At 52.8% G+C, this 24,715-nt stretch carries 23 protein-coding genes; 13 read left to right on the forward strand and 10 right to left on the reverse strand.

Annotated elements, in window-relative coordinates:
- The first annotated feature begins 110 nt into the window (after positions 1-110).
- The 5 genes from mcbA to ybiJ all read left to right on the forward strand — a co-directional run bounded on the left by mcbA (position 111) and on the right by ybiJ (position 4,558).
- On the forward strand, positions 111-374 hold the full coding sequence (gene mcbA / locus VSR74_RS06155; protein WP_347793875.1) for a DUF1471 family periplasmic protein McbA: 264 nt from the start codon (positions 111-113) through the stop codon (positions 372-374).
- A gap of 292 nt (positions 375-666) precedes the next feature.
- Positions 667-2,952, forward strand: a complete 2,286-nt coding sequence (locus tag VSR74_RS06160; protein ID WP_347793876.1) for a catecholate siderophore receptor Fiu — start codon at positions 667-669, stop codon at positions 2,950-2,952.
- 48 nt (positions 2,953-3,000) lie between these two features.
- Positions 3,001-3,678, forward strand: a complete 678-nt coding sequence (gene ybiX / locus VSR74_RS06165; protein WP_347793877.1) for a PKHD-type hydroxylase YbiX — start codon at positions 3,001-3,003, stop codon at positions 3,676-3,678.
- Between the two features lie 69 nt (positions 3,679-3,747).
- The gene (locus VSR74_RS06170) at positions 3,748-4,014 is read left to right on the forward strand and encodes a DksA/TraR family C4-type zinc finger protein (protein ID WP_347793878.1); all 267 of its coding nucleotides are present in this window, start codon (positions 3,748-3,750) and stop codon (positions 4,012-4,014) included.
- 283 nt (positions 4,015-4,297) lie between these two features.
- Complete coding sequence (gene ybiJ, locus VSR74_RS06175; protein ID WP_347793879.1) at positions 4,298-4,558, forward strand: DUF1471 family protein YbiJ; 261 nt, start codon at positions 4,298-4,300, stop codon at positions 4,556-4,558.
- Positions 4,559-4,701: 143 nt separating this feature from the next.
- Here the strand turns inward: ybiJ and ybiB are convergent, their stop codons facing one another.
- The 3 genes from ybiB to rhlE form a co-directional block, all read right to left on the reverse strand.
- On the reverse strand, positions 4,702-5,670 hold the full coding sequence (gene ybiB, locus VSR74_RS06180) for a DNA-binding protein YbiB (RefSeq protein WP_347793880.1): 969 nt from the start codon (positions 5,668-5,670) through the stop codon (positions 4,702-4,704).
- A 32-nt stretch (positions 5,671-5,702) separates the two neighbouring features.
- The gene (dinG, locus tag VSR74_RS06185) at positions 5,703-7,847 is read right to left on the reverse strand and encodes an ATP-dependent DNA helicase DinG (RefSeq protein WP_347793881.1); all 2,145 of its coding nucleotides are present in this window, start codon (positions 7,845-7,847) and stop codon (positions 5,703-5,705) included.
- Positions 7,848-7,971: 124 nt separating this feature from the next.
- Entirely contained in the window at positions 7,972-9,363 is a 1,392-nt protein-coding gene (gene rhlE, locus VSR74_RS06190) for an ATP-dependent RNA helicase RhlE (RefSeq protein WP_347793882.1), read from the reverse strand.
- Between the two features lie 259 nt (positions 9,364-9,622).
- Here rhlE and cecR point away from each other — a divergent pair, with 259 nt between their 5' ends.
- From cecR to VSR74_RS06215, 5 genes are read left to right on the forward strand one after another with little or no spacing between them, the layout of a single operon-like run.
- Positions 9,623-10,300: a transcriptional regulator CecR gene (gene cecR / locus VSR74_RS06195; RefSeq protein ID WP_347793883.1), complete on the forward strand. Its 678-nt coding sequence runs from the start codon at positions 9,623-9,625 to the stop codon at positions 10,298-10,300.
- On the forward strand, positions 10,297-11,289 hold the full coding sequence (gene hlyD / locus VSR74_RS06200; protein WP_347793884.1) for a secretion protein HlyD: 993 nt from the start codon (positions 10,297-10,299) through the stop codon (positions 11,287-11,289). Before cecR ends, hlyD begins: the two co-directional genes overlap by 4 nt.
- A complete protein-coding gene (locus VSR74_RS06205) occupies positions 11,282-13,021 on the forward strand; it encodes an ATP-binding cassette domain-containing protein (RefSeq protein WP_347793885.1) in 1,740 nt (579 codons plus the stop codon). Before hlyD ends, VSR74_RS06205 begins: the two co-directional genes overlap by 8 nt.
- Complete coding sequence (locus tag VSR74_RS06210) at positions 13,011-14,144, forward strand: ABC transporter permease (RefSeq protein ID WP_347793886.1); 1,134 nt, start codon at positions 13,011-13,013, stop codon at positions 14,142-14,144. Before VSR74_RS06205 ends, VSR74_RS06210 begins: the two co-directional genes overlap by 11 nt.
- Positions 14,145-14,153: 9 nt before the next feature.
- Complete coding sequence (locus VSR74_RS06215) at positions 14,154-15,260, forward strand: ABC transporter permease (RefSeq protein WP_347793887.1); 1,107 nt, start codon at positions 14,154-14,156, stop codon at positions 15,258-15,260.
- On the opposite strand, the gene VSR74_RS06220 is transcribed toward VSR74_RS06215, so the two are convergent.
- Positions 15,222-15,638: a YbhQ family protein gene (locus tag VSR74_RS06220; RefSeq protein WP_347793888.1), complete on the reverse strand. Its 417-nt coding sequence runs from the start codon at positions 15,636-15,638 to the stop codon at positions 15,222-15,224. The genes VSR74_RS06215 and VSR74_RS06220 overlap by 39 nt on opposite strands.
- A 131-nt stretch (positions 15,639-15,769) precedes the next feature.
- On the opposite strand from VSR74_RS06220, the gene VSR74_RS06225 reads away from it, so the two are divergent.
- Genes VSR74_RS06225 through VSR74_RS06235 form a run of 3 tightly spaced genes read left to right on the forward strand, consistent with a single transcriptional unit; the run spans position 15,770 to position 18,731 of the window.
- Positions 15,770-16,531 (forward strand): endonuclease/exonuclease/phosphatase family protein, encoded by a 762-nt coding sequence (locus VSR74_RS06225; protein WP_347793889.1) that lies wholly within the window; start codon positions 15,770-15,772, stop codon positions 16,529-16,531.
- Positions 16,528-17,769, forward strand: a complete 1,242-nt coding sequence (gene clsB, locus VSR74_RS06230) for a cardiolipin synthase ClsB (protein WP_347793890.1) — start codon at positions 16,528-16,530, stop codon at positions 17,767-17,769. Before VSR74_RS06225 ends, clsB begins: the two co-directional genes overlap by 4 nt.
- A 5-nt stretch (positions 17,770-17,774) precedes the next feature.
- Complete coding sequence (locus VSR74_RS06235; RefSeq protein WP_347793891.1) at positions 17,775-18,731, forward strand: lysylphosphatidylglycerol synthase transmembrane domain-containing protein; 957 nt, start codon at positions 17,775-17,777, stop codon at positions 18,729-18,731.
- A 63-nt stretch (positions 18,732-18,794) separates the two neighbouring features.
- Here VSR74_RS06235 and VSR74_RS06240 read toward each other — a convergent pair whose 3' ends face one another.
- The 6 genes from VSR74_RS06240 to VSR74_RS06265 form a co-directional block, all read right to left on the reverse strand.
- Positions 18,795-19,223 carry a hypothetical protein gene (locus VSR74_RS06240; RefSeq protein WP_347793892.1) on the reverse strand — a complete coding sequence of 143 codons (429 nt, stop codon included), beginning with the start codon at positions 19,221-19,223 and terminating at the stop codon, positions 18,795-18,797.
- Between the two features lie 109 nt (positions 19,224-19,332).
- Entirely contained in the window at positions 19,333-19,773 is a 441-nt protein-coding gene (locus VSR74_RS06245; protein WP_347793893.1) for an SMI1/KNR4 family protein, read from the reverse strand.
- 246 nt (positions 19,774-20,019) lie between these two features.
- Entirely contained in the window at positions 20,020-20,475 is a 456-nt protein-coding gene (locus VSR74_RS06250) for a hypothetical protein (protein WP_347793894.1), read from the reverse strand.
- Complete coding sequence (locus VSR74_RS06255) at positions 20,456-20,986, reverse strand: hypothetical protein (protein ID WP_347793895.1); 531 nt, start codon at positions 20,984-20,986, stop codon at positions 20,456-20,458. Before VSR74_RS06255 ends, VSR74_RS06250 begins: the two co-directional genes overlap by 20 nt.
- Positions 20,980-21,696, reverse strand: coding sequence for a Bax inhibitor 1 family protein (locus VSR74_RS06260; RefSeq protein WP_347793896.1), 717 nt, complete (start codon positions 21,694-21,696; stop codon positions 20,980-20,982). The genes VSR74_RS06255 and VSR74_RS06260 overlap by 7 nt, the downstream gene beginning before the upstream one ends.
- Positions 21,697-21,905: 209 nt before the next feature.
- Positions 21,906-24,503, reverse strand: coding sequence for a hypothetical protein (locus VSR74_RS06265; RefSeq protein WP_347793897.1), 2,598 nt, complete (start codon positions 24,501-24,503; stop codon positions 21,906-21,908).
- Between the last annotated feature and the right edge of the window lie 212 nt (positions 24,504-24,715).

Raw genomic sequence — 24,715 nt, forward strand, 5'->3', positions numbered from 1 at the left:
ATTTTTCATTCGAAAAACCCCTTCGTCTTGCGCAATTTTTTGCGGATAAGCCCCCTTCACGACCACCTACACTTAGTGGGCTAACCCGTCGTAACCTGGAGGATTTTCCTATGAAGAGAAGTTTCGCCCTGCTCCTTGCAGGCGCGCTTGCCGTGGTTGCTTTCTCCGCTGTCGCAGCACCGCAACCCCTGGATGATAACAACACCGGGCAACTGCGCCCGGCCGGCACGGTTTCTGCCTCGGGCGCCAGTTCGCTGGATGACCTGGAAGCAAAACTGGCGGAAAAGGCGCAGAAAGAGGGAGCCAAAGGTTTCGTGGTGGAATCTGCGAGCGGCAACAATAAGATGTTCGGCACGGCAACCATTTATAAATGATGGCGACACACACACCCTAACCTGCCCGATAGCGCCCGCTTCGGGCAGTCTCTTTTTCAGCGTATCCCCGGAATACCCCCTGCCCCATTGTGCTTTATGTATAAAAAAAGAAGTTAATGTAAATTAATGTATTTATTTTTCCATAAATGAGTGTTAGAACGTTACGCGTTTGATAATGATTATCACAATCATTATCAAACACATTTATAAAATATGCTGTGACCAGGGCAATGACGTGCCCTGCTGTCATCGTAAAAACAGAATGCTAAAAAATTATAAGACGCTCAAAAATATGGATAATAATCGCAATTTGCCGTTTAACAGCTTTAGTTCACTGACTTTCTTTACAGGCATTTGTATCGGCTTAACCCCTGTTGGTCAGGCCGTTGCAGAGAGTAAAGATCAAAAACAGGGGGATACGCTGGTTGTTGAAGCGCAGACCCCCTCTCTCTACGCACCACAAAAATCCGCCGACCCGAAATTTAGTCGCCCGATCGCGGATACCACCCGTACCGTTACGGTCATCTCCGACCAGGTGTTAAAAGATCAGGGCGTCAACAACCTGACCGATGCATTGAAAAACGTGCCGGGCGTGGGTGCCTTTTTCGCCGGGGAAAACGGCAGTTCCTCAACCGGCGATGCCATTTATATGCGCGGCGCAGATACCTCAAACAGTATTTACGTCGATGGCGTGCGCGACATCGGCAGCGTATCGCGCGACACCTTTAATACTGAACAGGTCGAAGTGATCAAAGGCCCATCGGGAAGCGATTACGGCCGCAGCGCACCCACTGGTTCGATCAACATGATCAGCAAACAGCCGCGCCTTGATTCCGGGATCGACGCTTCCGCCAGCATCGGCAGCGCCTGGTTCCGCCGCGGCACGCTTGATATTAACGAAGCGATAGGTGAAACCTCCGCCGTGCGCCTGAATGTGATGGGCGAGAAAACCCACGATGCAGGCCGCGATAAAGTGCAGAACGAACGCTACGGCGTTGCGCCTTCTGTCGCTTTCGGCTTAGGCACAGAAAATCGCCTGTACCTGAACTACCTGCACGTTACCCAGCACAACACCCCGGATGGCGGGATCCCAACCATCGGTCTGCCGGGCTACTCGGCGCCCAATGCCGCGACATCCGCGCTTAATGGTTCCGGCAAGGTAAACACCAGTAACTTCTACGGGACGGATTCTGATTACGACGATTCCGCCACCGACACGGCCACCATGCGCTTCGAGCATGACATTAACGACACCACCACGATCCGCAACACTACGCGCTGGTCGCGGGTGAAGCAGGATTACCTGATGACAGCGGTGATGGGCGGCGCAAGCAATATTGGTATGCCAGACCCCAATAATGTCGGCACCTGGACCTGGACGCGCACACCGAATACCAAAGATGTGAGCAACAAAATCCTCACCAACCAGACCAACCTGACCTCGACGTTTTATACCGGCTCGGTCGGCCACGATATCAGCACAGGCGTAGAGTTCACCCGCGAAACGCAAACAAACTATGGCGTGAACGCTATCACCGCCCCGCCGGTCAATATCTACAGTCCGAACAGCAATATCAACGTGGGTAGCCTGCACCGTAACGGCGCGAACGCTAACGGCCAAACGGACACCTTTGGCATCTATGCGTTTGATACGCTGCAAATCACCCATGATTTCGAGCTAAATGGTGGTATCCGTCTGGATAACTATCGTACCGAATACGACAGCTCGACCGCCTGCGGCGGTTCCGGTCGTGGCGCATTAGCCTGCCCGAGCGGTACACCAAAAGGTTCGCCGATTAAAACGGTTGATACGGCGAAATCCGGTAATCTGGTGAACTGGAAGGCCGGGGCGCTCTATCACCTGACCGAACAGGGCAATATCTATGTGAACTATGCGATTTCCCAGCAGCCTCCGGGAGGCAGCAACTTCGCGCTGGCGCAGGGCGGCACAGGCAACAGCGCCAACCGCACGGACTTCAAACCGCAAAAAGCGAAAACCAGCGAAGTGGGTACCAAGTGGGAACTGTTTGATAAGCGCCTGCTGCTTACCGCCGCGCTGTTCCGCACCGATATTGAAAATGAAGTCGCCGAGAATGACGATGGCACTTACTCCCAGTACGGTAAAAAACGCGTAGAAGGTTATGAGCTTTCCGTAGCCGGTAACATTACGCCGGAGTGGCAGGTCATTGGCGGCTACACACAGCAGAAAGCCTCAATTCAGGAAGGCGCAAACGTAGCGCAGGATGGCAGTTCCGCCCTGCCCTATACGCCGGAGCATGCGTTCACCTTGTGGACACAATACCAGGCAACGAATGACCTCTCTGTCGGCGCGGGGGCACGTTATGTCGGCAGTATGCATCGTGGCAGCGATGGTGCGGTCGGTACGCCGTCTTACACCGAAGGCTACTGGGTAGCGGATGCCAAACTGGGCTACCGCATCAACAACAACCTCGATTTACAACTGAACGTTTATAACCTGTTTGATACGGATTACGTCGCGTCTATCAATAAGAGCGGCTACCGCTACCATCCAGGTGAACCCAGAACGTTCCTGTTAACGGCGAATGTGCATTTCTAAGTGATAACGTGGGGCGAACGCCCCACTTTCTGTTGAGGAGAATCCCCCATGATGTACCATATTCCCGGCGTGTTAAATGCTGATGACGTTAGCCAGATGATAGCCGACGTTAACCGCGCAGAATGGATTGATGGCCGCGCAACCGTTGGGGCGCAGGGAGCACAGGTTAAACATAACCAGCAAATTGATACCCGCACTCCACTGTATGAGGCGCTTCAGGCCCGGATACTGGCCGCTCTGAATCAGCACTCACACTTCTTTGCCGCCGCGCTGCCGAAAACGATCTCCAGCCCGCTATTTAATCGCTACCAGCAGCAGGAAACCTACGGCTTTCACGTTGATGGTGCGGTGCGCAGCCATCCGCAAAGTGGCTGGATGCGTACAGACCTGTCCGCCACGCTGTTCCTGAGCGACCCGGAAAGCTACGAGGGGGGCGAGCTGGTAGTTAACGATACTTACGGGCAACACAGCGTAAAGCTCCCGGCGGGCGATCTCGTACTCTACCCTTCCAGCAGCCTGCACTGCGTCACGCCGGTCACTCGCGGTGTACGCCTTGCCTCGTTTATGTGGATCCAGTCGATGATCCGCGATGATAAACGGCGGGCGATGTTGTTCGATCTCGACCGCAATATTCAGACCCTGAAAAATCGCCACGGCGAATCAGAAGAGGTGCTGTCGCTGCTTAATCTCTATCACAACCTGTTGCGCGAGTGGTCAGAGATTTAGGGCTTGTCTGGCACCGAAACGCCCCCATATTGTTTATAATATGTTCAATATTTAACCAGGAGAGAGAAAATGGCTTCAGGTTGGGCAAATGACGGCGCCGTGCAGGATCAAATCGACAGCACCATTGAGGATGCGGTAGCAAGGGCGAGAAACGGGCTTCCGAAGGGCGAAAGCCGCAAATTTTGTGAAGAATGTGGGGAACCGATCCCGGAAGCACGTCGGCAGGCCATTCCGGGGGTTCACCTCTGCGTGCAATGCCAACAGGAGAAAGATTTACATAACTCTACCTTTGCAGGATATAATCGCAGAGGATCGAAAGATAGCCAGCTTCGTTGACAGTTCCATACCGGAAAATACAGCGCAAACGGTTATCTTTACGACCACCCTTTTCGATTAAAAAAGTAGCAAATCGTGCCATAAATCATCGAGACAGTTATTATCCCCCTCCGAAACCATTCACGGTAAAAATAATTTATTAATAATCAGTAAATTAATACTCATTCAAAAATATTGATGAAGGTTATCAATTCTCTTCGATTTATTCTTTCGCAATAAAACGTGATACTCATCACATCGACAGAACATCGTCCCCTAACAAATAACCTGCGAGAGATTGAAAATGAAAACTATCAAATATGCTGTTGCTGCTATTGCCCTGTCCACCCTGTCCTTTGGTGCTTTCGCTGCGCAAGCCGTTAGCTCTGCTCAGGCACAGAATCTGAATAAAATTGGCGTGGTTTCTGCGGAAGGCGCATCCACTCTGGATGGTCTGGAAGCAAAACTGGCTGCAAAAGCAGAAGCGGCTGGTGCATCTGCTTACAGCATCACCTCTGCTAACACCAACAACAAAGTTAGCGGTACTGCGGTTATCTACAAATAACCGAATGATTTGACTGACAAAATGTTGTACCCCGCCAGCTTAACCCACTGGCGGCTGTTTTAACCCTCATTGAACTTGTTGATACCCTTTTTGACGCCCGGCATGCCACGCCGGGTTTTTTTTGTCTTTTTTAAAGGTGTCTCTTAGTACGACTCAGCCACCTTCGCCAGTCCCGCCTCCAGTGACGCCACTTCTCCGGCAGCCAGCAGGCAGCACGCCATCTGGATTTTCAGCGACTGAGGAACCGCTTCGCTTCCCGCGACGCAGCGTTCAATCCAGCGCGCCGTCACTTCCGGATCTTTGCTTTCAGGTAGCATCATGGCTTCGCTGGCCGCATCTGCCTGGCGCTCACTCACCACTCGCGCACCTTGCACATCAATGAGCGTCATCTGCGGGCTACGCTGCGGGTTGGCGTACACCTCTCCTTCCGTACCGTGCATCAGCAGGCCGCGACCACCGATATCGGTAAAGAACTTAGCCACTTTACCGACATACTCGGGATGCGAAACACTCGACAGACGTAACGCGGCATCTTCCGCAAATGGCGTCGCCAGCTTCGCCAGGGTATGCGCGCTGTTACGCACGCCCATCCGCCAGCGCATGGAGAGTTGTTTTTCCAGCGGCGGACACAGCGCACCCACCGGGATATAAACGGGGTGATGACCATCAAGTTTGGCCTGGGCCTGCCCGGCCTGGCGGGTGGGTTCAATACCCATCAATTCAAAAATGGTTTCGCTTATCACGCGCGTTGGATCTTCGCTTACGCCGTGAACTACCACCGGGAAACCGATTTTGTGTAGCAGGATAGCCAGCAATGGCGTCAGGTTGGCCTGTTTACGCGCCCCGTTATAGCTTGGGATAACAATGGGCATCGGTTTGCCCACCGGCGGGGTCAAACGCATCGTGTATTTCTGCATGGCCTCGTAAAAGCCCAGCATCTCCGCTTCGCCTTCCCCTTTGATGCGCAGCGCAATCAGGATGCCGCCCATTTCGAGATCCGGCACATCGCCATTCAGCATGTGGGTATAGAGACTACGGGCGGTATCCAGATCCAGATCGCGGGCGTGATTTTTGCCCCGGCCGATCTCTTTAATCACATTGCGTAAATCCATCAGATGCTCCTTGTCACATGCCGTGCGGCTGATTACCGTTTTTTGCGACGGGTCGGTTTTGCTTTGCTTTTTACTTTAACATCGGGCACGGGTGGTTGCTCAATAGGAAATACAGGTAATGCATTAAGCAGACGCTGGCCGTAGTTTTTGGTCAAAAGGCGTTTGTCATAAATGACCACTTCGCCCCAGCAGCCGTGGCTACGAATAAGTCGCCCAACCTGTTGGATCAGGTTAAATGAAGCGCTCGGCAGGCTCTGAACCTCAAACGGATAGCGGTTCAGGCTTTTCAGCCATTCGCCTTCGGTGATCACTACCGGGCTGTCGATAGGCGGGAAAGCGATTTTATGAATATGCACCTGACTTAACAGCTCGCCTTTTAAATCCAGCCCCTCAGCAAAAGATTGTAGCCCCACCAGCACGCTGCGCTCGCCATTTTCAACACGTTTACGGTGCAACTCAACCAGCCGGTAGCGTGGTTGGTCTCCCTGTACCAGCAACAGCAAACGCAGGTCTGTAACGTGTTCGAGAAAACGCTGCATGGCACGGTTACTGGCAAACAGCACCAGCATGCCCGTGTGTTTTTTGCTTTCCAGTTGCTGGCGGAAATAGGCTGCCATCTCGGCGATGTGCATCTCTTCATTTTCCATCAATGGCTCGTAGCGCATCTGCGGAATAATCAGTTTGCCCTGCTCAACGTGGTTAAACGGCGAGTCGAGCGCCACAAAGCGATCGCCAGCCTTCTCTTTCAGGCCGCTCATCTCCTGTAATCGCGAAAAACTGTTCAGCGAACGCAGGGTTGCAGATGTGACCACAATATGTGGCACGCTACGCCACAACAGGCGTTCGAGCTGATCGCTTACGCGAATGCCTACACAGTTAAACCACAAATGCATCTGCCCGTCGCGCACATCGCGGGTCGCCCATTTTGACACCGGCGCCCCTGATGCCTGAGCCAGCGAAGCCAGACGCCACAGTTTACTTTGTGCCTCAAACATCCCCAGCGCCCGGTTCATTTGCAGAATAACCCGGTGCAATCGCACGATATCGTGCGAACCGGTTTTTTCGCTGAGATCGTTTAAAAACAGTTCTGCCAGCCCGCGCAGCATCTCGGTGAGTTTTGCCAGTCGCTGAACAATCTCCATGATCTCTTCCGGCAATTCGCCCATAGTGAAGCGATGCTCCGTCTCCTGCGCCGCCGGCAGATAGAGATTCAGAATGTTATTGAGCGAAGCAATCAGTTCGTACAACTCTTCGCAGTGGGCATTCAGACGTTCCGGGATAGCCAACGGCGGCGTGGTTTTCGGGCGAAACTGCTCCATGCAGGTCGCCACCAGCTTGACGAAAAGATCGAGCTGTAAGCGATACCAGGGCGCGGTGATTTCTGCGCTCATCTCCAGCGCATCGCGCGCCACATCTGGCAGATGATGGCCTTCATCGAGCACCAGCAGCAGGTTTTTCGGCTCCGGTAGCACCGCTTCGCTTTCCATGGCAGCCATCACCAACGCATGGTTAGCGACCACCACTTCCGCTTCCTGGATCTCGCGCCGCGCGACGAAGAACGGGCACTCGCGATAGTAGAGGCAGTTGCGGTTCAGACAGCTTGCTTTATCAGTGCTCAGACGTCGCCACAGATCATCGTTAATCGCGATATCCGTGTGATCGCGCAGGCCGTCCCACTTATAGCTATCGAGGTCGGCCTTCAGTTTAGCGCAACGCTTCTGCTCTTCCTGGTTGTTCGGCGTGAGGTCGTCATCCAGAAACGCCAGCAGATCCTGCTGGTTTGGCTCGGTGCTCGCCAGCCCATTCAGATTACGCGGACAGACGTAGCGACCACGCCCGAACGCAGCAGTGAATTTAAGATCGGGGATGATTTTACGCAGCAGCGGGAGATCTTTACTGTAGATTTGATCCTGCAGGGCGACGTTAGCGGTACTGACCACCAGCGTTTTTTGCTCTTCCCGGGCAATCGCAATGCCGGGAATCAGGTAAGAGAGGGTTTTCCCGACGCCGGTCGGCGCTTCGATAGCCAGATGCCGCCCCTCTTCCCCGGCGAGCGTTTTTGCCACGTCAGCAATCATCTGTCGCTGCGGCGCGCGGGGAATAAAGTCCGGTATCTGTTCCTGAAGCGCCTTATACCAGGCGGCGATTTGCGCTTTCAGCGCAGCGGTCAATGCCATGAGAAAACCTGAAATACTGTATAAACAGCCACTATTGTGGCATTTTCTTTAGTGCGCAGCAAAAAATAAAGCCCGGCTTGCGGCCAGGCTTCAGAAATTTTTGCATCATGCCAGATGGCGAGGGTTACTGCACCGCTGACGGTTTACGCGGGCGACGGCGACGTTGCTGTTCGCCTGCCGGTTTGGCATCGCCAATGCGGCGGGATTGCTTCGGTTTAGCGTCAGACTTCGGCGCACTGCCTTCGCTGCGGCGTGGCTGCTGTTGTCCGCGGCCCTGGCTTTGGCCCTGACCCTGCGGGCGACCACCTTGCCCACGACCGCCGCCGTTGCCGCCACGCTGCTGACGACCGTTCTGGATCGGTTCCGCTTTGATAGACGGATCTGGCTCGTAGCCCGGCAGCGCAATGCGCGGGATCTCTTTCTTCAGCAGCTTTTCGATATCGCGCAGCAGTTTGTGTTCATCAACACACACCAGCGACAGCGCTTCACCCGTTGCCGCCGCACGGCCGGTACGGCCAATACGGTGGACATAATCTTCCGGCACGTTCGGCAACTCGTAGTTCACCACGTGCGGCAACTCTTCGATGTCCAGACCACGCGCGGCGATATCGGTCGCCACCAGCACGCGGATATCGCCGGATTTAAAATCAGCCAGCGCACGGGTACGCGCGCCCTGAGATTTGTTGCCATGGATCGCCGCACTGCGGATGCCATCTTTATTCAACTGTTCTGCCAGGTGGTTTGCGCCGTGTTTGGTACGGGTAAAGACCAGCACCTGACGCCAGTCGCCCTGGCCAATCATCTGTGACAGCAGTTCCCGTTTACGTTTCTTATCAACGAAATGCACATGCTGCGTCACCTGCTCGGAGGCGGTATTGCGACGCGCAACTTCAATTTCCAGCGGGTTGTGCAGCAGTTTTTCAGCCAGCGCTTTAATATCGTCGGAGAAGGTCGCGGAGAACAGCAGGTTCTGACGTTTCGCAGGCAATTTCGCCAGCACGCGGCGAATATCGTGAATAAAGCCCATATCGAGCATACGGTCAGCTTCATCCAGCACCAGGATTTCAATACCATCAAGTTTGACAGCATTTTGGTGTTCCAGATCCAGCAGGCGCCCCGGCGTTGCCACCAGCACGTCCACGCCGCCGCGCAGCTTCATCATCTGCGGGTTGATGCTCACACCACCAAACACCACCAGCGAACGAATGTTCAGATACTGGCTATATTCACGCACGTTTTCGCCAATCTGCGCCGCGAGTTCACGGGTCGGTGTAAGGATCAGCGCGCGCACCGGGCGACGGCCTTTGGCATGTGGCTGAGTGGTGATGAGGTGCTGCAACAGCGGCAGCGTAAAGCCCGCTGTTTTACCCGTACCGGTCTGGGCGCTGGCCATCAGGTCGCGGCCCTGTAACACCGCAGGAATAGCTTGCTGCTGAATGGGGGTGGGTTCGCGATAGCCAAGCTCAGCAATGGCACGCAAAAGTTCAGGGCTAAGCCCCAGAGAATCGAAAGACATAGTTACTCCACACCCACCCCGACCGCATGCGGTGTAGTTTTCGAGGGGATTAAAAACCAGATAATGACAAAAACCACAATGTCATGAAGGGCCGGAGTGTAGCAGCTTTTGTGACCTGGCGCATAAAATATCTCGCCAGCCAGGTGCCCCTCACGGCGGTGAAAATGCTGTCATTCCGCGCTTTTTCGTGCATCTGACTGGACAAGCTCAATAATCGGTCATAATCTTAATCAATCGATTGATTAATTTTTATAACGCGATGAATACGACTCCTGTTACCACCAAAGGCGAACAGGCTAAAAGCCAGCTAATCGCCGCCGCACTGGCCCAGTTCGGGGAATATGGCCTGCACGCGACCACCCGCGATATCGCCGCGCAGGCCGGGCAAAACATTGCCGCTATCACCTACTATTTTGGCTCGAAGGACGATCTCTATCTCGCCTGCGCCCAGTGGATTGCCGACTTTATTGGCGAGAACTTCCGCCCGCACGTACAGGCCGCGGAGGAACTCTTCGCCCGCCCGGAACCCGATAAAGCCGCCATTCACGAACTGATTTTGCGCGCCTGCAAAAATATGATCCTGCTGCTGACCCAGGACGACACGGTGAACCTCAGTAAGTTTATTTCACGCGAACAGTTTTCACCAACCGCCGCCTATCAGCACATTCACGACAAGGTGATTGCGCCGATGCACACCCACCTCACACACCTGATCGCCGCCTATACCGGGCGTGACCCGCACGATACGCAGACGATTTTGCACACCCATGCTTTACTTGGCGAAATTCTCGCCTTCCGTCTGGGGCGCGAGACCATTTTGCTGCGCGCCGGTTGGGCACGATTTGACGACGAGAAAGCGGAACAGATTTTCCAGGTGGTGAGTTGCCACATCGATTTCATTTTGCAGGGACTAACGCAAAGGAGCCTTAACCAATGAAGAAACCGGTCGTTATTGCACTGCTACTGGTGCTGATTGTTGCCGCCATTGGCGGAACCTGGTGGTATCAGAGCCGTCAGGACAACGGGCTGACGCTTTACGGTAACGTGGACATTCGCACCGTCAATATGAGCTTCCGCGTTGGCGGCCGTTTGCAGTCGCTGACGGTGGATGAAGGCGATGCCATCAAAGCCGGTCAGACGCTGGGGCAACTCGATAAAGCGCCTTACGAGAATGCGCTGATGCAGGCAAAAGCCAATGTTTCCACCGCTCAGGCGCAATACGATCTGATGATGGCGGGCTACCGGGCGGAAGAAATAGCCCAGGCCGCCGCAGCGGTGAAACAAGCGCAGGCCGCATATGATTACGCACAGAACTTTTACGCACGCCAGCAGGGGTTATGGAAAAGCCGCACGATTTCCGCCAATGACCTGGAAAATGCACGTTCATCCCGCGATCAGGCAATGGCAACACTGAAATCAGCGCAGGATAAACTGAGTCAGTACCGCGCCGGTAATCGTCCGCAGGAGATTGCCCAGGCAAAAGCCAACCTTGAACAAGCCCAGGCGCAGCTCGCGCAGTCTACGCTCGACCTGCACGACACCACGTTAGTCGCCCCATCTGACGGCACATTACTTACCCGTGCCGTGGAGCCAGGCAGCATGCTGAGCGCGGGCAGTACCGCCCTCACCCTGTCGCTCACCCGCCCGGTATGGGTACGCGCCTATGTGGACGAGAAGAACCTCAATCAGGCTCAGCCAGGGCGGGAAATTCTGCTCTATACCGATGGACGCCCGGACAAGCCCTATCACGGTAAAATCGGTTTTGTTTCCCCAACCGCCGAATTTACGCCCAAAACCGTTGAAACGCCGGATCTGCGAACCGATCTGGTTTATCGCCTACGCATCATCGTCACTGATGCAGACGATACCCTGCGCCAGGGCATGCCTGTCACCCTGAAATTCAGCGATGAGTCGCGCCATGAGTGAAGATCGCATTCAACTGGATGGGCTGGTTAAGCGCTTTACCGGAATGGATAAACCCGCCGTCGCGCCGCTGAACTGTACCATTCACTCCGGTTATGTAACCGGGCTGGTGGGGCCGGACGGCGCGGGGAAAACCACCCTGATGCGCATGCTGGCCGGGCTACTGAAGCCCGACGAGGGTCAGGCGACTGTACTCGGGCTCGACCCGATTAAAAACGATAGCGAGCTTCACAGTATGCTCGGCTATATGCCGCAGAAGTTTGGCCTGTATGAAGATTTAACGGTAATGGAAAACCTGAATCTTTACGCAGATCTGCGTAGCGTCACCGGCGAGGCTCGACAGAAAACCTTTGCCCGGCTGCTGGAGTTCACCGCGCTGGGGCCGTTTACCGAACGTCTGGCGGGGAAACTCTCAGGGGGGATGAAACAGAAACTCGGGCTTGCCTGCACGCTGGTGGGAGAACCCAAAGTGCTCCTTCTCGATGAGCCCGGCGTCGGCGTCGACCCCATTTCACGTCGGGAACTGTGGCAAATGGTGCACGAACTGGCGGGCGATGGGATGCTGATCCTCTGGAGCACCTCTTACCTCGATGAAGCGGAACAGTGCCGCGACGTGCTGCTGATGAACGAAGGAGAATTGCTTTATCAGGGCGAGCCGACGGCGCTGACCAAAACCATGGCGGGTCGCAGCTTTCTGATGAGCAGTCACGCCGAGAATAACCGCCGCCTGTTACAGCGCACGCTGAAATTACCGCAGGTGAGTGACGGAATGATTCAGGGGCGATCGGTTCGCGTGATCCTTAAAAAGGACGCCACCGCCGAAGATATTCGTCGTGCCCCTGAGATGCCGGAAATCGAAATTAACGAAACCACGCCGCGCTTTGAAGATGCCTTTATCGACCTGCTGGGCGGCGCAGGCACCTCTGAATCCCCGCTGGGCGCAATTTTGCACACGGTGGAAGGCACAGCGGAAGAGACGGTGATTGAAGCCAGGCAACTCACTAAAAAATTCGGCGATTTCGCTGCCACCGACCACGTTGATTTTGCCGTTAAACGTGGAGAAATCTTTGGCCTGCTTGGGCCGAACGGGGCGGGAAAATCGACCACCTTTAAGATGATGTGTGGCCTGCTGGTGCCAACATCCGGCAAAGCGCTGGTGCTGGATATGGATCTGAAAGTGAGCTCCGGCAAAGCGCGCCAGCACCTGGGCTATATGGCGCAGAAATTCTCGCTCTACGGCAACCTGACCGTGGAACAGAATCTGCGTTTTTTCTCCGGCGTCTATGGCCTGCGCGGGCGGGCGCAAAATGACAAAATCGCCCGGATGAGCGAAGCTTTTGGCCTGAAGAACATCGCCAACCACGCCACCGATGCTCTACCGCTCGGCTTTAAACAGCGTCTGGCGCTGGCCTGCTCGCTGATGCATGAACCGGACATTCTGTTTCTTGACGAACCCACATCCGGGGTCGACCCCATCACCCGTCGTGAATTTTGGTTGCATATCAACAGCATGGTGGAGAAAGGCGTCACTGTGATGGTCACGACCCACTTTATGGATGAAGCCGAATATTGCGACCGAATCGGGCTGGTTTATCGTGGCAAACTTATCGCCAGCGGCACCCCGGATGACCTCAAAGCGCAGGCTGCCAGTGATGAACAGATCGACCCGACCATGGAACAGGCCTTCATCACCCTGATCCACAACTGGGATAAGGAGCACGCCGATGCGCAATAGTCCCCTCTCCTGGCGGCGTGTACGGGCGCTGTGCGTCAAAGAGACACGGCAAATCATCCGCGACCCCAGCAGTTGGCTTATTGCGGTGGTGATCCCCTTACTGCTGCTGTTCATCTTTGGCTACGGGATTAACCTCGACTCCAGCAAACTGCGCGTCGGCATTCTGCTGGAACAACAGAGCGAAGAAGCGCTCGATTTTACCCATGCGATGACCGGCTCACCCTATATTGACGCCACCATCAGCGATAATCGCAGCCAACTGGTCGAAATGATGCAGGCCGGGCGTATTCGTGGTCTGGTGGTGATCCCGGTGAATTTCGACAGCCAGATGGCGCGCGCCAACGAGACTGCGCCCATTCAGGTGATTACTGACGGTAGTGAACCGAATACAGCCAACTTTGTACAGGGCTACACCCAGGGGATCTGGCAACTATGGCAGGCGCAGCGGGCGGAAGATAAAGGGCAACAATTCACGCCGCTGATCGATGTGCAGATGCGCTACTGGTTTAACCCGGCGGCCATCAGTCAGCACTTTATCATTCCCGGCGCAGTCACCATTATCATGACGGTGATCGGCGCCATTCTTACTTCGCTGGTAGTGGCGCGAGAATGGGAGCGCGGCACCATGGAGGCGCTGCTTTCCACTGAAGTCACGCGTACTGAACTGCTGCTGTGCAAGCTGATTCCTTACTACTTCCTCGGCATGCTGGCGATGCTGCTTTGTATGCTGGTATCGGTGTTTATTCTCGGCGTGCCCTATCGCGGTTCGCTGCTGGTGCTGTTTTTCATCACCAGCCTGTTTTTACTCAGCACGCTGGGAATGGGGTTACTGATTTCGACCATCACCCGCAACCAGTTCAATGCCGCACAGGTGGCGCTAAACGCCGCGTTTCTGCCGTCGATTATGCTCTCCGGGTTTATCTTCCAGATAGACAGCATGCCGGCGGCTATCCGCATTGTGACCTATATCATCCCTGCTCGCTATTTCGTCAGCACCCTGCAAAGCCTGTTCCTGGCGGGCAATATTCCTGTGGTGCTGGTGATTAACACCCTGTTTTTAATCGCCTCGGCGGTGATGTTTATTGGCCTGACATGGCTGAAAACGAAACGGCGGCTGGACTAAGGAGAAAAGATGTTTTATCGCTTATGGACACTCATCCGCAAAGAGCTGCAATCGCTGCTGCGCGAGCCGCAGACGCGCGCTATTTTGATTTTGCCGGTGCTGATTCAGGTGATCCTCTTCCCCTTTGCCGCGACGCTGGAAGTGACCAACGCCACCATCGCTATCTATAACGAAGATAACGGTAAACACGCGGTGGAACTCACCCAGCGTTTCGCCCGCGCCAAAGCCTTCACCCATATTCTGCTGCTGAAAAGCCCGCAGGAGATCCAACCGACCATTGACACCCAAAAAGCGCTGCTACTGGTGCGCTTCCCGGCGGATTTTTCACGTAATCTGGATACCTTCCAGCAGGCGCCGATGCAGTTGATTCTTGACGGGAGAAACTCTAACAGCGCGCAAATCGCGGCCAACTACCTGCAACAGATCGTCAAAGATTATCAGCAGGAGTTAACGGACGGCCAGGCAAAACCCAACAACAGTGAGCTGGTGGTACGTAACTGGTATAACCCCAACCTGGACTATAAGTGGTTTGTGGTGCCGTCACTTATCGCCATGATCACCACCATCGGCGTGATGATCGTCACCTCACTGTCGGTGGCGCGAGAGCGCGAACAGGGCACGCTGGATCAGCTACTGGTTTCACCGCTGGCGACCTGGCAAATTTTCATCGGCAAAGCCGTTCCGGCGCTGATTGTGGCAACCTTCCAGGCCACTATCGTGTTGGGGATCGGGATTTGGGCGTATCAAATTCCGTTCGCAGGTTCACTGGCGCTGTTTTACTTTACGATGATTATCTATGGCTTATCGCTGGTCGGCTTTGGCCTGCTGATTTCATCCCAGTGCGAAACCCAGCAACAGGCATTTATCGGCGTATTCGTGTTTATGATGCCCGCCATTCTGCTTTCAGGGTATGTATCCCCCGTAGAAAACATGCCGGTGTGGCTGCAAAATCTGACGTGGATTAACCCGATTCGTCACTTTACGGACATCACCAAGCAAATCTACCTGAAGGACGCGAGCTTAACGATTGTGTGGGGAAGTTTGTGGCCGCTACTGGTCATAGCGGCCACGACAGGCTCAGTGGCGTATACGATGTTTCGCCGGAAGATCGCCTGAGTGACGCTTTTTCTCTTTGACTAACAAAGAGACCAGCGCTGGCCCGGCGAGAATAGCCAGCCCCGCAAGGGCCAGCAGAAAGTTATTGTGTAACACTCGCGACAGCAGCCATAAGGCGATAATTGCCGCGCCAAAATACCAGGTGGTGGTGAGTTCTTCGAGTACATCGCCCACATCACGCCAGCGCTGCTCACGGTGGCGCTGTAATGCCAGCATCAGAATCACCGTTACGCCGTAGAGCACACACAGGCCCAGGCCGACGCGGACTAATGCACCGCCCATCCAGCCCATAACCAGCACCGCCACAACCAGCAAATGCAACATAATCTGCCAGCAACTTAACCCTGTTGCGACACGAACGCGTTGTTGCCACTTCATGGCTTCTTCTCCTGAAGGATTTTATTTGCCTATTCAGAGTACGCCACTTTACGGAAAATTCCGTATCACCGCACCTTTTTGTGACGCCGACTACACTATTTAGTCAGGAAGAAAAAAATAACGGGAGCCAAATGACCGCGAACAGCACGCCTTTTTCGGTAAAAATACTGACAATTAACACCCATAAGGGCTTTACGGCATTTAACCGACGTTTTATTTTGCCGGAGCTTCGCGACGCCGTTCGTACCGTCGGCGCAGACATTGTTTGCCTGCAGGAGGTATTGGGCGCGCATGAAGTGCATCCACTGCACATTGAAAACTGGCCCGATACGACCCACTATGAATTTCTCGCCGACACCATGTGGAGCGATTATGCCTACGGACGCAACGCGGTCTATCCGGAGGGGCATCATGGCAATGCGGTGCTCTCTCGATACCCCATCGAACATTATGAAAATCACGATGTTTCCATCGGTAAAAGTGAAAAACGCGGGCTGCTCTATTGCCGGGTAGCGCCGCCACAGCTCAGGACGCCGATTCATGTGATTTGCGTACATCTTGGGTTAGGTGAAAAACAGCGACAGGCGCAGCTTGTTATGCTGGCGGATTTCGTCAATGCGCTGCCGCAGGGCGAGCCAGTACTGGTGGCAGGCGATTTCAACGACTGGCGGCAAAAAGCCAACCATCCGCTAAAATTACAGGCCGGGCTGGAGGAGATTTTTACCCGCGCACGGGGCCGCCCGGCGCGCACCTTTCCCGTTAATCTGCCGCTGCTGCGCCTCGATAGAATTTATGTGAAAAACGCTAACGCCAGCCAGCCAACAAAACTGGCGCTGCGCGGCTGGCGACACCTTTCAGACCATGCGCCCCTTAGCGCGGAGATCCATCTATGAAATGCGCCTGGCGAGAAGGAAATCAGATTACCTTGCTGGAGAACGGCGATCAGTACTACCCGGCGGTTTTCACGGCAATTGATAAGGCTCAGGCGAAGGTTATCCTAGAAACCTTCATCTGGTTTGAGGATGAGGTTGGAAAACAACTCCATGCCGTACTGTTACGTGCCGCGAAACGGGGCGTGCAGATAGAAGTGCTGCTCGATGGCTATGGTTCGCCCGATCTCAGCGATGAGTTCGTGAATGAATTGACCGAAGCGGGTGTGATCTTCCGCTACTACGATCCCAGACCGCGCCTGCTGGGAATGCGCACCAACCTTTTCCGCCGTATGCACCGCAAAATTGTGGTGGTGGATGGGCATACCGCTTTTATCGGCGGCATTAATTATTCCGCCGAACATATGTCGAATTACGGGCCGGAAGCGAAACAGGATTATGCCGTACAGGTTAAAGGGCCGGTGGTGCAGGATATCCTGCAGTTCGAGCTGGAAAACCTGCCGGAAAATGCCCCGGCTCGCCGCTGGTGGCGACGCCATCACCGCCCGGAAGAGAACCGCATGCCCGGCGAAGCGCAGGCGCTGCTGGTGTGGCGCGATAACGACGAGCACCGCACCGATATTGAACGTCACTACCTGCGTATGCTGGCAACCGCTAAACGTGAAGTCATTATTGCCAACGCCTACTTTTTCCCCGGCTATCGCCTGTTACATGCCATGCGCCGTGCCGCACGCCGGGGTGTACGGGTAAAACTGGTGGTTCAGGGCAACCCTGACATGGCGATTGTCAAAGTGGGCGCGGTGCTGCTTTATCGCTACCTGGTAAAAAGCGGCGTACATATTTATGAATATCAGCGTCGTCCGCTGCATGGCAAAGTGGCGTTGATGGACGATCACTGGGCGACAGTAGGTTCCAGCAATCTCGATCCGCTCAGTTTGTCGCTCAATCTTGAAGCCAACCTGATGATCCACGACAGGCAGTTTAACCAAACCCTGCGCGACAACCTCAATACCCTGATTACGCAGGATTCGCGGCGCGTGGATGAGAGCATGGTGCCCAAACGCAGTTGGCTCAACCTGGGGATCGGCGTGGTCGTATTCCACTTCCTGCGCCACTTCCCGGCCATGCTCGGTTGGCTGCCGGCCCATACGCCGAAACTGGCGGAAGTCAGCCCACCCGCACAACCCACCATGGAGACACAGGATCGGGTAGAGACGGAAAACTCAGGAGCGAAGATGTGAAATGGATGAGTAAAAAGCAATGGAAGTGGGCCAAACGCGCGCTGACCTGGCTTTTCCTGGTGGCCGTAGCCGTGCTGCTGGTTCTGTATGCGCGCAAAATTGACTGGCAGGAAGTATGGAACGTTATCCGCGATTACAACCGACTGGCGCTTGCGGGCGCGATCGCTCTGGTGATATTCAACTACCTGCTTTACGGCTGCTACGATCTGCTGGCCCGCGTCTGGTGCGGGCATAAACTGGCTAAACGCCAGGTAATGCTGGTGTCGTTTATCTGCTACGCCTTCAACCTGACGCTCAGTACGTGGGTCGGCGGCATCGGTATGCGCTATCGACTTTACTCCCGCCTCGGCCTGAAGCCTGGCACCATCACGCGTATTTTTTCCCTGAGCATTTCCACCAACTGGCTGGGCTATTTGCTACTGGCGGGGGTGATGTTCAGTATCGGCGCCATCGACCTGCCGCCGCACTGGTATATCAATGACATCACCTTACGCCTGCTCGGTGCCGGGTTACTGGCAATGGTACTGATTTACTTGGGTTTTTGCGCTTTTGCTAAGAAACGCCAGTATTCCATCAAAGGGCAAACGCTGGTGCTGCCAACCTGGAAATTCGCCCTTGCCCAGATGGCAATCTCCAGCCTGAACTGGATGGCGATGGGCGCAACCATCTGGTTGCTGATGGGCCAGGCGGTGGATTATTTCTTCGTCCTCGGCGTACTGCTGGTAAGCAGCGTGGTGGCGGTAATTGTGCATATTCCGGCCGGTATCGGCGTGCTGGAGGCGGTGTTTGTCGCGCTGCTGGCCGGTGAGAAAATCTCCTCCGGCGCGATTATCGCCGCGTTGCTGGTGTGGCGTGTGCTGTATTACTTTATTCCGCTACTGCTGGCACTGGTGTGTTATCTGGTTCTGGAGAGCCAGGCGAAAAAGATTCGGGAGAGGAATGAAGAGAAGGCTGGAGGGTGACAAGATTCCAGTCCGATAGATGAATTGTGAAAGTACTTCCAACCTTAAGAAAACAAATAGATGTCAATTTTGTGAATTTTCAACAATAATCCTTAAGGCGATTTCTGCCATGCAGCAAATATCATCAGCATCAGATTGTAATGATAAATTTAAGCCATCGATTAATCTGGCATCAAGGAAATTTACTGCCTGTTGTGTAACCCAATATCTTACACTTTTGATAGTAAAAGGATCGGTTAAGATCTCGATGACATTCTCAATAACACGTTCATAATCACATTTATAAAACACATCCTCCACTAACTGATAAACTCCCAGACCATCACCAGATCCGAACGAATGCATAAGCAGTGGGATTGCATCGTTATCTGGATTCTCAGTAAAATACTGACGCACATCATCATATTGATCAATGAGCTCTTGCGTGATATCAAGATCATCTGGCATAGGTTGGTGTAATGACAGAAAGTTTAATGCTTCTGTTTTATTCATAATGTTCATCTTAATGTCCAAAGAACGTGATTATGGAATACTGATATTCTGAGCGTTGAGTGCTCTAGCCCGTAAATTATCCGAGAATACTCGCTTCTCCCGTTAATGTTTATAACTGCTCATCATCAAGCGAGCCATCAAGCGCCATTTCCATAAATGCTATAAAAGAAGGTGCTACTTCTTTAACTTCTTCTATATCCAGATCACCAAAATTAACGCTACATACCTTTACACACTCAGGCTCGCGATAATCCAATAGAAAACAAATTGGTCCACCATCAGAGCCGAAAGCAATAAACACATTGCCTAAGTAATGCTTAATCGAATAGCCTTCACTTAAGGAATTTAAAGACGGGATATCTTCTAACGGCCAGAAATCGATATATATATTTTTAAATTTCCCACAACCACCGTTAGACCAATGCCAAAATGATTTTACGTCATCAGGTAATTTATGCGTTAGAACTCCCTCAATTATTGAAATATCCTCTTGGGATACCCCTCTATATTTAACCCAAAAGGAACTTATTACTTCCTTTAATTTATTCATGGCATCCATATATTTTACTATAATTATTACAAGCAATCAAATAGAGTAATATTTCCAGCATGCAGTTGCGGCACTGTGTGGTTTTGTTCGCACCTGGATAGCGTTCTATAGAATGGGCAATTTTATTCACTTTCGCTTCAATAAATGTAAAGCCATTATATTCAACAAAATCATCTTTCGATATTCGCATAGTAATCACTCGCCTTTATTTTAAAATCCACTATGTTTCCGAGACTGCCATTGTGATTAACCATTCAGCAACAAAGTACCACACTCGAATATCAGAAGCTCAAAAGGTGGCAATTCATCACTGAGCATATTATTTAACACCCTATCAATCCATTGCAATAACTTTCCTTCATTTGATGGTAGTGTTGAAGCAAATGCAATTAAGTAGTAAAAATCATTTTGTATAGATAATGTAGAAATTATAACCTTAGAAAATAACTCTTCTGCCGACAGCACGATCGCAAATTGATAACCTTCGGGGTGATTAAGACAGCAATAGCCCGCCGCAATGAGATTATCCCATTGTTCTCCCCCTATCCTCCCCGGCAAAAGTACATAGCACCATTGCTCCGCAGGCAGGGTAATCTCGGGATGTCTTTCCTTTAGATTTGTCTGAATAAGTAACAATATTGCGTTAATCTCATCGATTCGTTGTTCGAAAGAAGCGCCTTCCTTAAACATTTCCACAATCATGAATATCACCCCGGCTATCGCGACTTACCTGCATAATATGCAAATAACGATGAAACCGAAAAGCAGCGCCTCCCATTGCCAACCATCCCCGGAAAGGAAAACTGCATCGTTTTTTCTGTGACACGCTTAGCCGCCATATTTCAGTATTGAAATAGCTAAACGCCAGGCAGGAATCATAAACGCAAACATTTTTTAGCAAACCGTCATGATAAATAAGGAATAACCCAACGCGCTCCTGCACGCCTTCCTGAAGATCTATCAGCAATATTTCCAGCGTTTGTTCAAAGGGGTTTTCATCGGTTGCCAGTAGTAAATATCGGCCATCCTCAAGCAAAACGGCCACTTCCAACCAACAAACCGGAACAATGATCCCCGTATTCACCTGGTTAAGATAAATGTACGACTCGCAGGCCTCTTGTCCATCATCGCTTGTGCCGTGAATCAACGACAGTGAGAGGGTATCGACTCTGCGCATCGCCAGATTAGTTAATGATGAGCCCATTATTACCATCCCAGCATCCCCATTCCCGTTCGGAACAAAACTTCGAGCAAGAACATTAACAGTTGGCAAAACTGGCTGAGCACGCTTAAATAGATGATTACGCCCCCCAGTACCATACAGCGCGGTAGAGTCGAAAATTCGCCAGCATACAGTTTACGAGAGAGCTCACTTAAAACATCAAGCTTAAATAATACCGCGGAGGGCCAGGCCAGCGCAGCCAGGATACTCATGGCCCATACAGAGAATGTGCTCTCCATAAGGCTATTGATTATTACAGCGAGAAGTACCCCGCTCACCGCCATCAGTAATATCAACCATCGGGAACCGGGATTCCATCCCAATAGCAGGCTAAGGGTCGCGCTAAGTACAAATATCGCAACCAGGATGCCAAATACCGTGGCAATCGCCAGTATGGAAAAGAACGCCGATAGCGCTGTGCCAACCAAAACAATCAATACCAGCCCAATCAGACTCGCCAGAAGCGTGCTGAATTTATCCCACCGCAAATCGAGCCAGAAGGAAATCAGGAAGATGAGAATAAGGTTGCACATAAATATCCCGGGATGATTTTCGACATTTACCACACCCGATAAAAGCGCCAGCCACGCCACAACAATCGTCAGCCCCATCGCGAGTGCGGTAAAAAGCCAGATGCGGATCATCATCGTCGCAGGTGCAGCGCGAACCTGATTCAGCCGTATGGAAGAGAACATATTCATGTGCCAGCCGTCCCTTAAAAGACATCCCTGTGATCAGGTATAATCTGACAACCAAAATTTTTGCATGCTGGTTATATCGTGCGTATTTCCCCTTTATAAATTCCGAAAAAAATCCCGGAACATGTCCGGGAACGAGAAATAATAGAGTACAGAATGTGCGCGCGCATCCTCGTGGATGGCGCCACACTTATCCGGCCTGCAAAGATGAATTACTTTTTAAACCTTACCGGATTGTCACGGTACGCTTTCAGCTTCGCCCGCATCCAGCGGCTGCTGTCGCGGTTAACACCGCTCACCACGCCGGTGGTCGCGCCGCCGCCTACCTGCACGTGGAAAATACCGCGTGACGGGAAGTCGTAATACTTCGGCGCAGAGAAGTCGCACGGGTGACGCTCGAACAGCTCCTTCGCGTTACGCCCCATCATCTTCGCATGGACGTCGAGAAATTCCGTATTCAGCAGGCGGCTGTTGATAGCCGTAATATCGTCGCCGATTTCCGGATGCCCCATCAAATAGCTGCCGCCGGTTCCCCAGAACTGCTGATCGAGATCGCCGACCTCTTCACTGACTGTCGCCAGGCGGCTTGCCGGCATCTGCCACGGCAGCACAGGCTGACGCAGGTGGCGGCTGAGCGAGGCGCAGAAATCAAATGTGCGATCCCACTCATATGGCGAGTAGCAGTAGCCATTTTTGTAGGAGCGGGAGGTAAAATCATCCGCTTCATAACGGTCGACCGCCATAAAGTCCGCGCCCTTCGCGATGGCTTTTGAACCATCCTGACGAGTAAATTCAGTATCCTCAAACACACCAACCAGCAGCGCATACCGGGCACAGAGTTTGCCTGCCAGTTCAGGATCTATCGTCATTTTTTTCTTCACTCCAGCAACAGGATCAAAGACGTCATCGTAGGAAAAATCACTGTAGACCCACTGTGACCCGCCGACGCTCCACAGATTAAGCTGCCAGCCGAGCGAGACGTCCGGCGCAACGGCGCGAACCAGCCAGTTAACACCTTTGATATATCCCTTCAGGGTATCGGTAATGCCCGCCGGGACTGCGATATGGACGCCGTGATGCGCCAGTGCTTCCGCCATCGGCAGGCGTACCGGAATCGGATAATCCGGCGAGAAACCATACTTCTGACATTCGCCCAGGTAGTCCGGGTTGACGATAAAGCCCGCAGGTACCGGATGCGCATCGTCTTTCATCGACTGGGCCATCTGCAACGCCTGAATGAAGTTGGCGAAGCTGAATTTATGGCGCACCGGATCGTCAATGATATTCTCAACATCGCCCAGCGACAGGTTACAGGTGTAGGAGACCATCACCGGCAACACGCTTTCCTGCGTTTTTGCACTGACGTTACGCGCCATCTCGATAATTTTCAGTGTCGGCTCTTTTGCCGGGTCAAGATAGCCGGAGGCGTCGCCCATTCCGTCATCACCTGAGTATTTGAACAGCGACGAAACGCGCGCTTCTGCCAGGTCGTCAACGTTGCTCGGCTGCATATCGGCGCAACCGCCAAAGCTCAGGAAGTCGGGGAAGCCTTTAACATGAAGATTCGCGCCTTGCGTCAGTGTGATCTCCAGCGTTTGTTGAGAGTTGCTGTCGACCTGGATTGTCTCAGAAGCGGCATCGACATAGTGCAACACCCCATCACAAATCACCACGTCAGACTGAACCTGGTAAATGCCCTGCGCCAGCGTGATGGTTTGCATACGGTTTCCGGACTGCATCGGTAGCCCGGCAAAAAGGTACTGACGCCCCTCATCGCCCAGCAGGCGCAGGTCGAACGTTGCGGCAACGGTTTTTTCCGCCTGCACTTTCAGCGTCAACGTTGCGGAGCCGGTTTTTGTATCATCCGCTTGTTGGATTTTTGCGGCAGAAAAAAGAATATCGTGGAACTGGTTATTCAGCGCGCCGTTTTGCGCACTGAAGATATAGCGAACGTTATTCAGCCTGATGTCTTTGACAATCACCGCATAGTGGCCGCTCACCGGCAGATTTTCCAGGCGCTGTTTATCGCCCGCTTTCATCATCAGTGCCTGTTTTTCGACACCGTTTTCCAGATAAACCACGTTCAGCACTTCGTTATGCAGCGCATTACTGGCGGGTAAATCAATCGCGATATCCAGCGTTGTGCTGCGCTCGGCCGGGGCAAAGGAAATATCAAGCTGCGCACGTTTCCCCGCATTGATGGTGACTTCCCCTGCACTTAATTTTATCCCGGCACGAACGGTGCCGGCAGCGGTTCGTAACTCTGCCGCCGTCGCACTCCAGGTTCCGGCGGCGATGGCGAATGTATTAATACCCGCTTTCGGCCGCAGTACCTCTTTTTTATCTCCGCGCATCAGCACCAGTTCCAGCGGAATATTATCGAGGCCTGCCGGGAATTGCGCACAAATGACCACCAGTTCACCCGCAACCTGGGTTTCTTCATCTGCTGCAATATTGAAAGAGTCTTTAAAGCTGGGCCATTTTGGCGCCGTATCCGAGGCGACATTAACGCCCATATGGATTTGCGTGATAGCATCGCCAATTGCGCTACCATCAGCAGCAGTAATTGTCAGTTTAATATCATGGACGCCGCCTGAAATTTCGTTTGACTCAAGCGCCAGCTTAATTTCACGCCACGGGTTAGTGGAAACCGTAATATCACCTTCAGTTATTTTCCCCGGTGCGGTAAACGTCAGTACCATTTTTTCTTTCACATCAACGTTGATACCGGTTCTGGATTTAAAGCCAGTAATATCCACCGTTGGATACCATACGTCGTCGCTAAATTTAACAGCGAAATCTAATTGCATTTTTCCATTCCTTTTTAAAGTTAATAATTTCAAACATCATGTATTAGCACCATGGGTATTAACGTTATAAGTAAAGGAATAAAGAATATAGTGTTCAGGTAAAGAGATGAGGTGGGATGATTTAATATCATCGCCGGTGTCTTTTGAAATAGATAAGTGATGGCGCAATGAGGGGGGATGTGATGATAAAAAGAGAGCCTGTGATATCGCAT

The sequence above is a fragment of the Pseudocitrobacter cyperus genome (genome assembly GCF_039889165.1).
GTDB classification, from domain to species: domain Bacteria; phylum Pseudomonadota; class Gammaproteobacteria; order Enterobacterales; family Enterobacteriaceae; genus Pseudocitrobacter; species Pseudocitrobacter cyperus.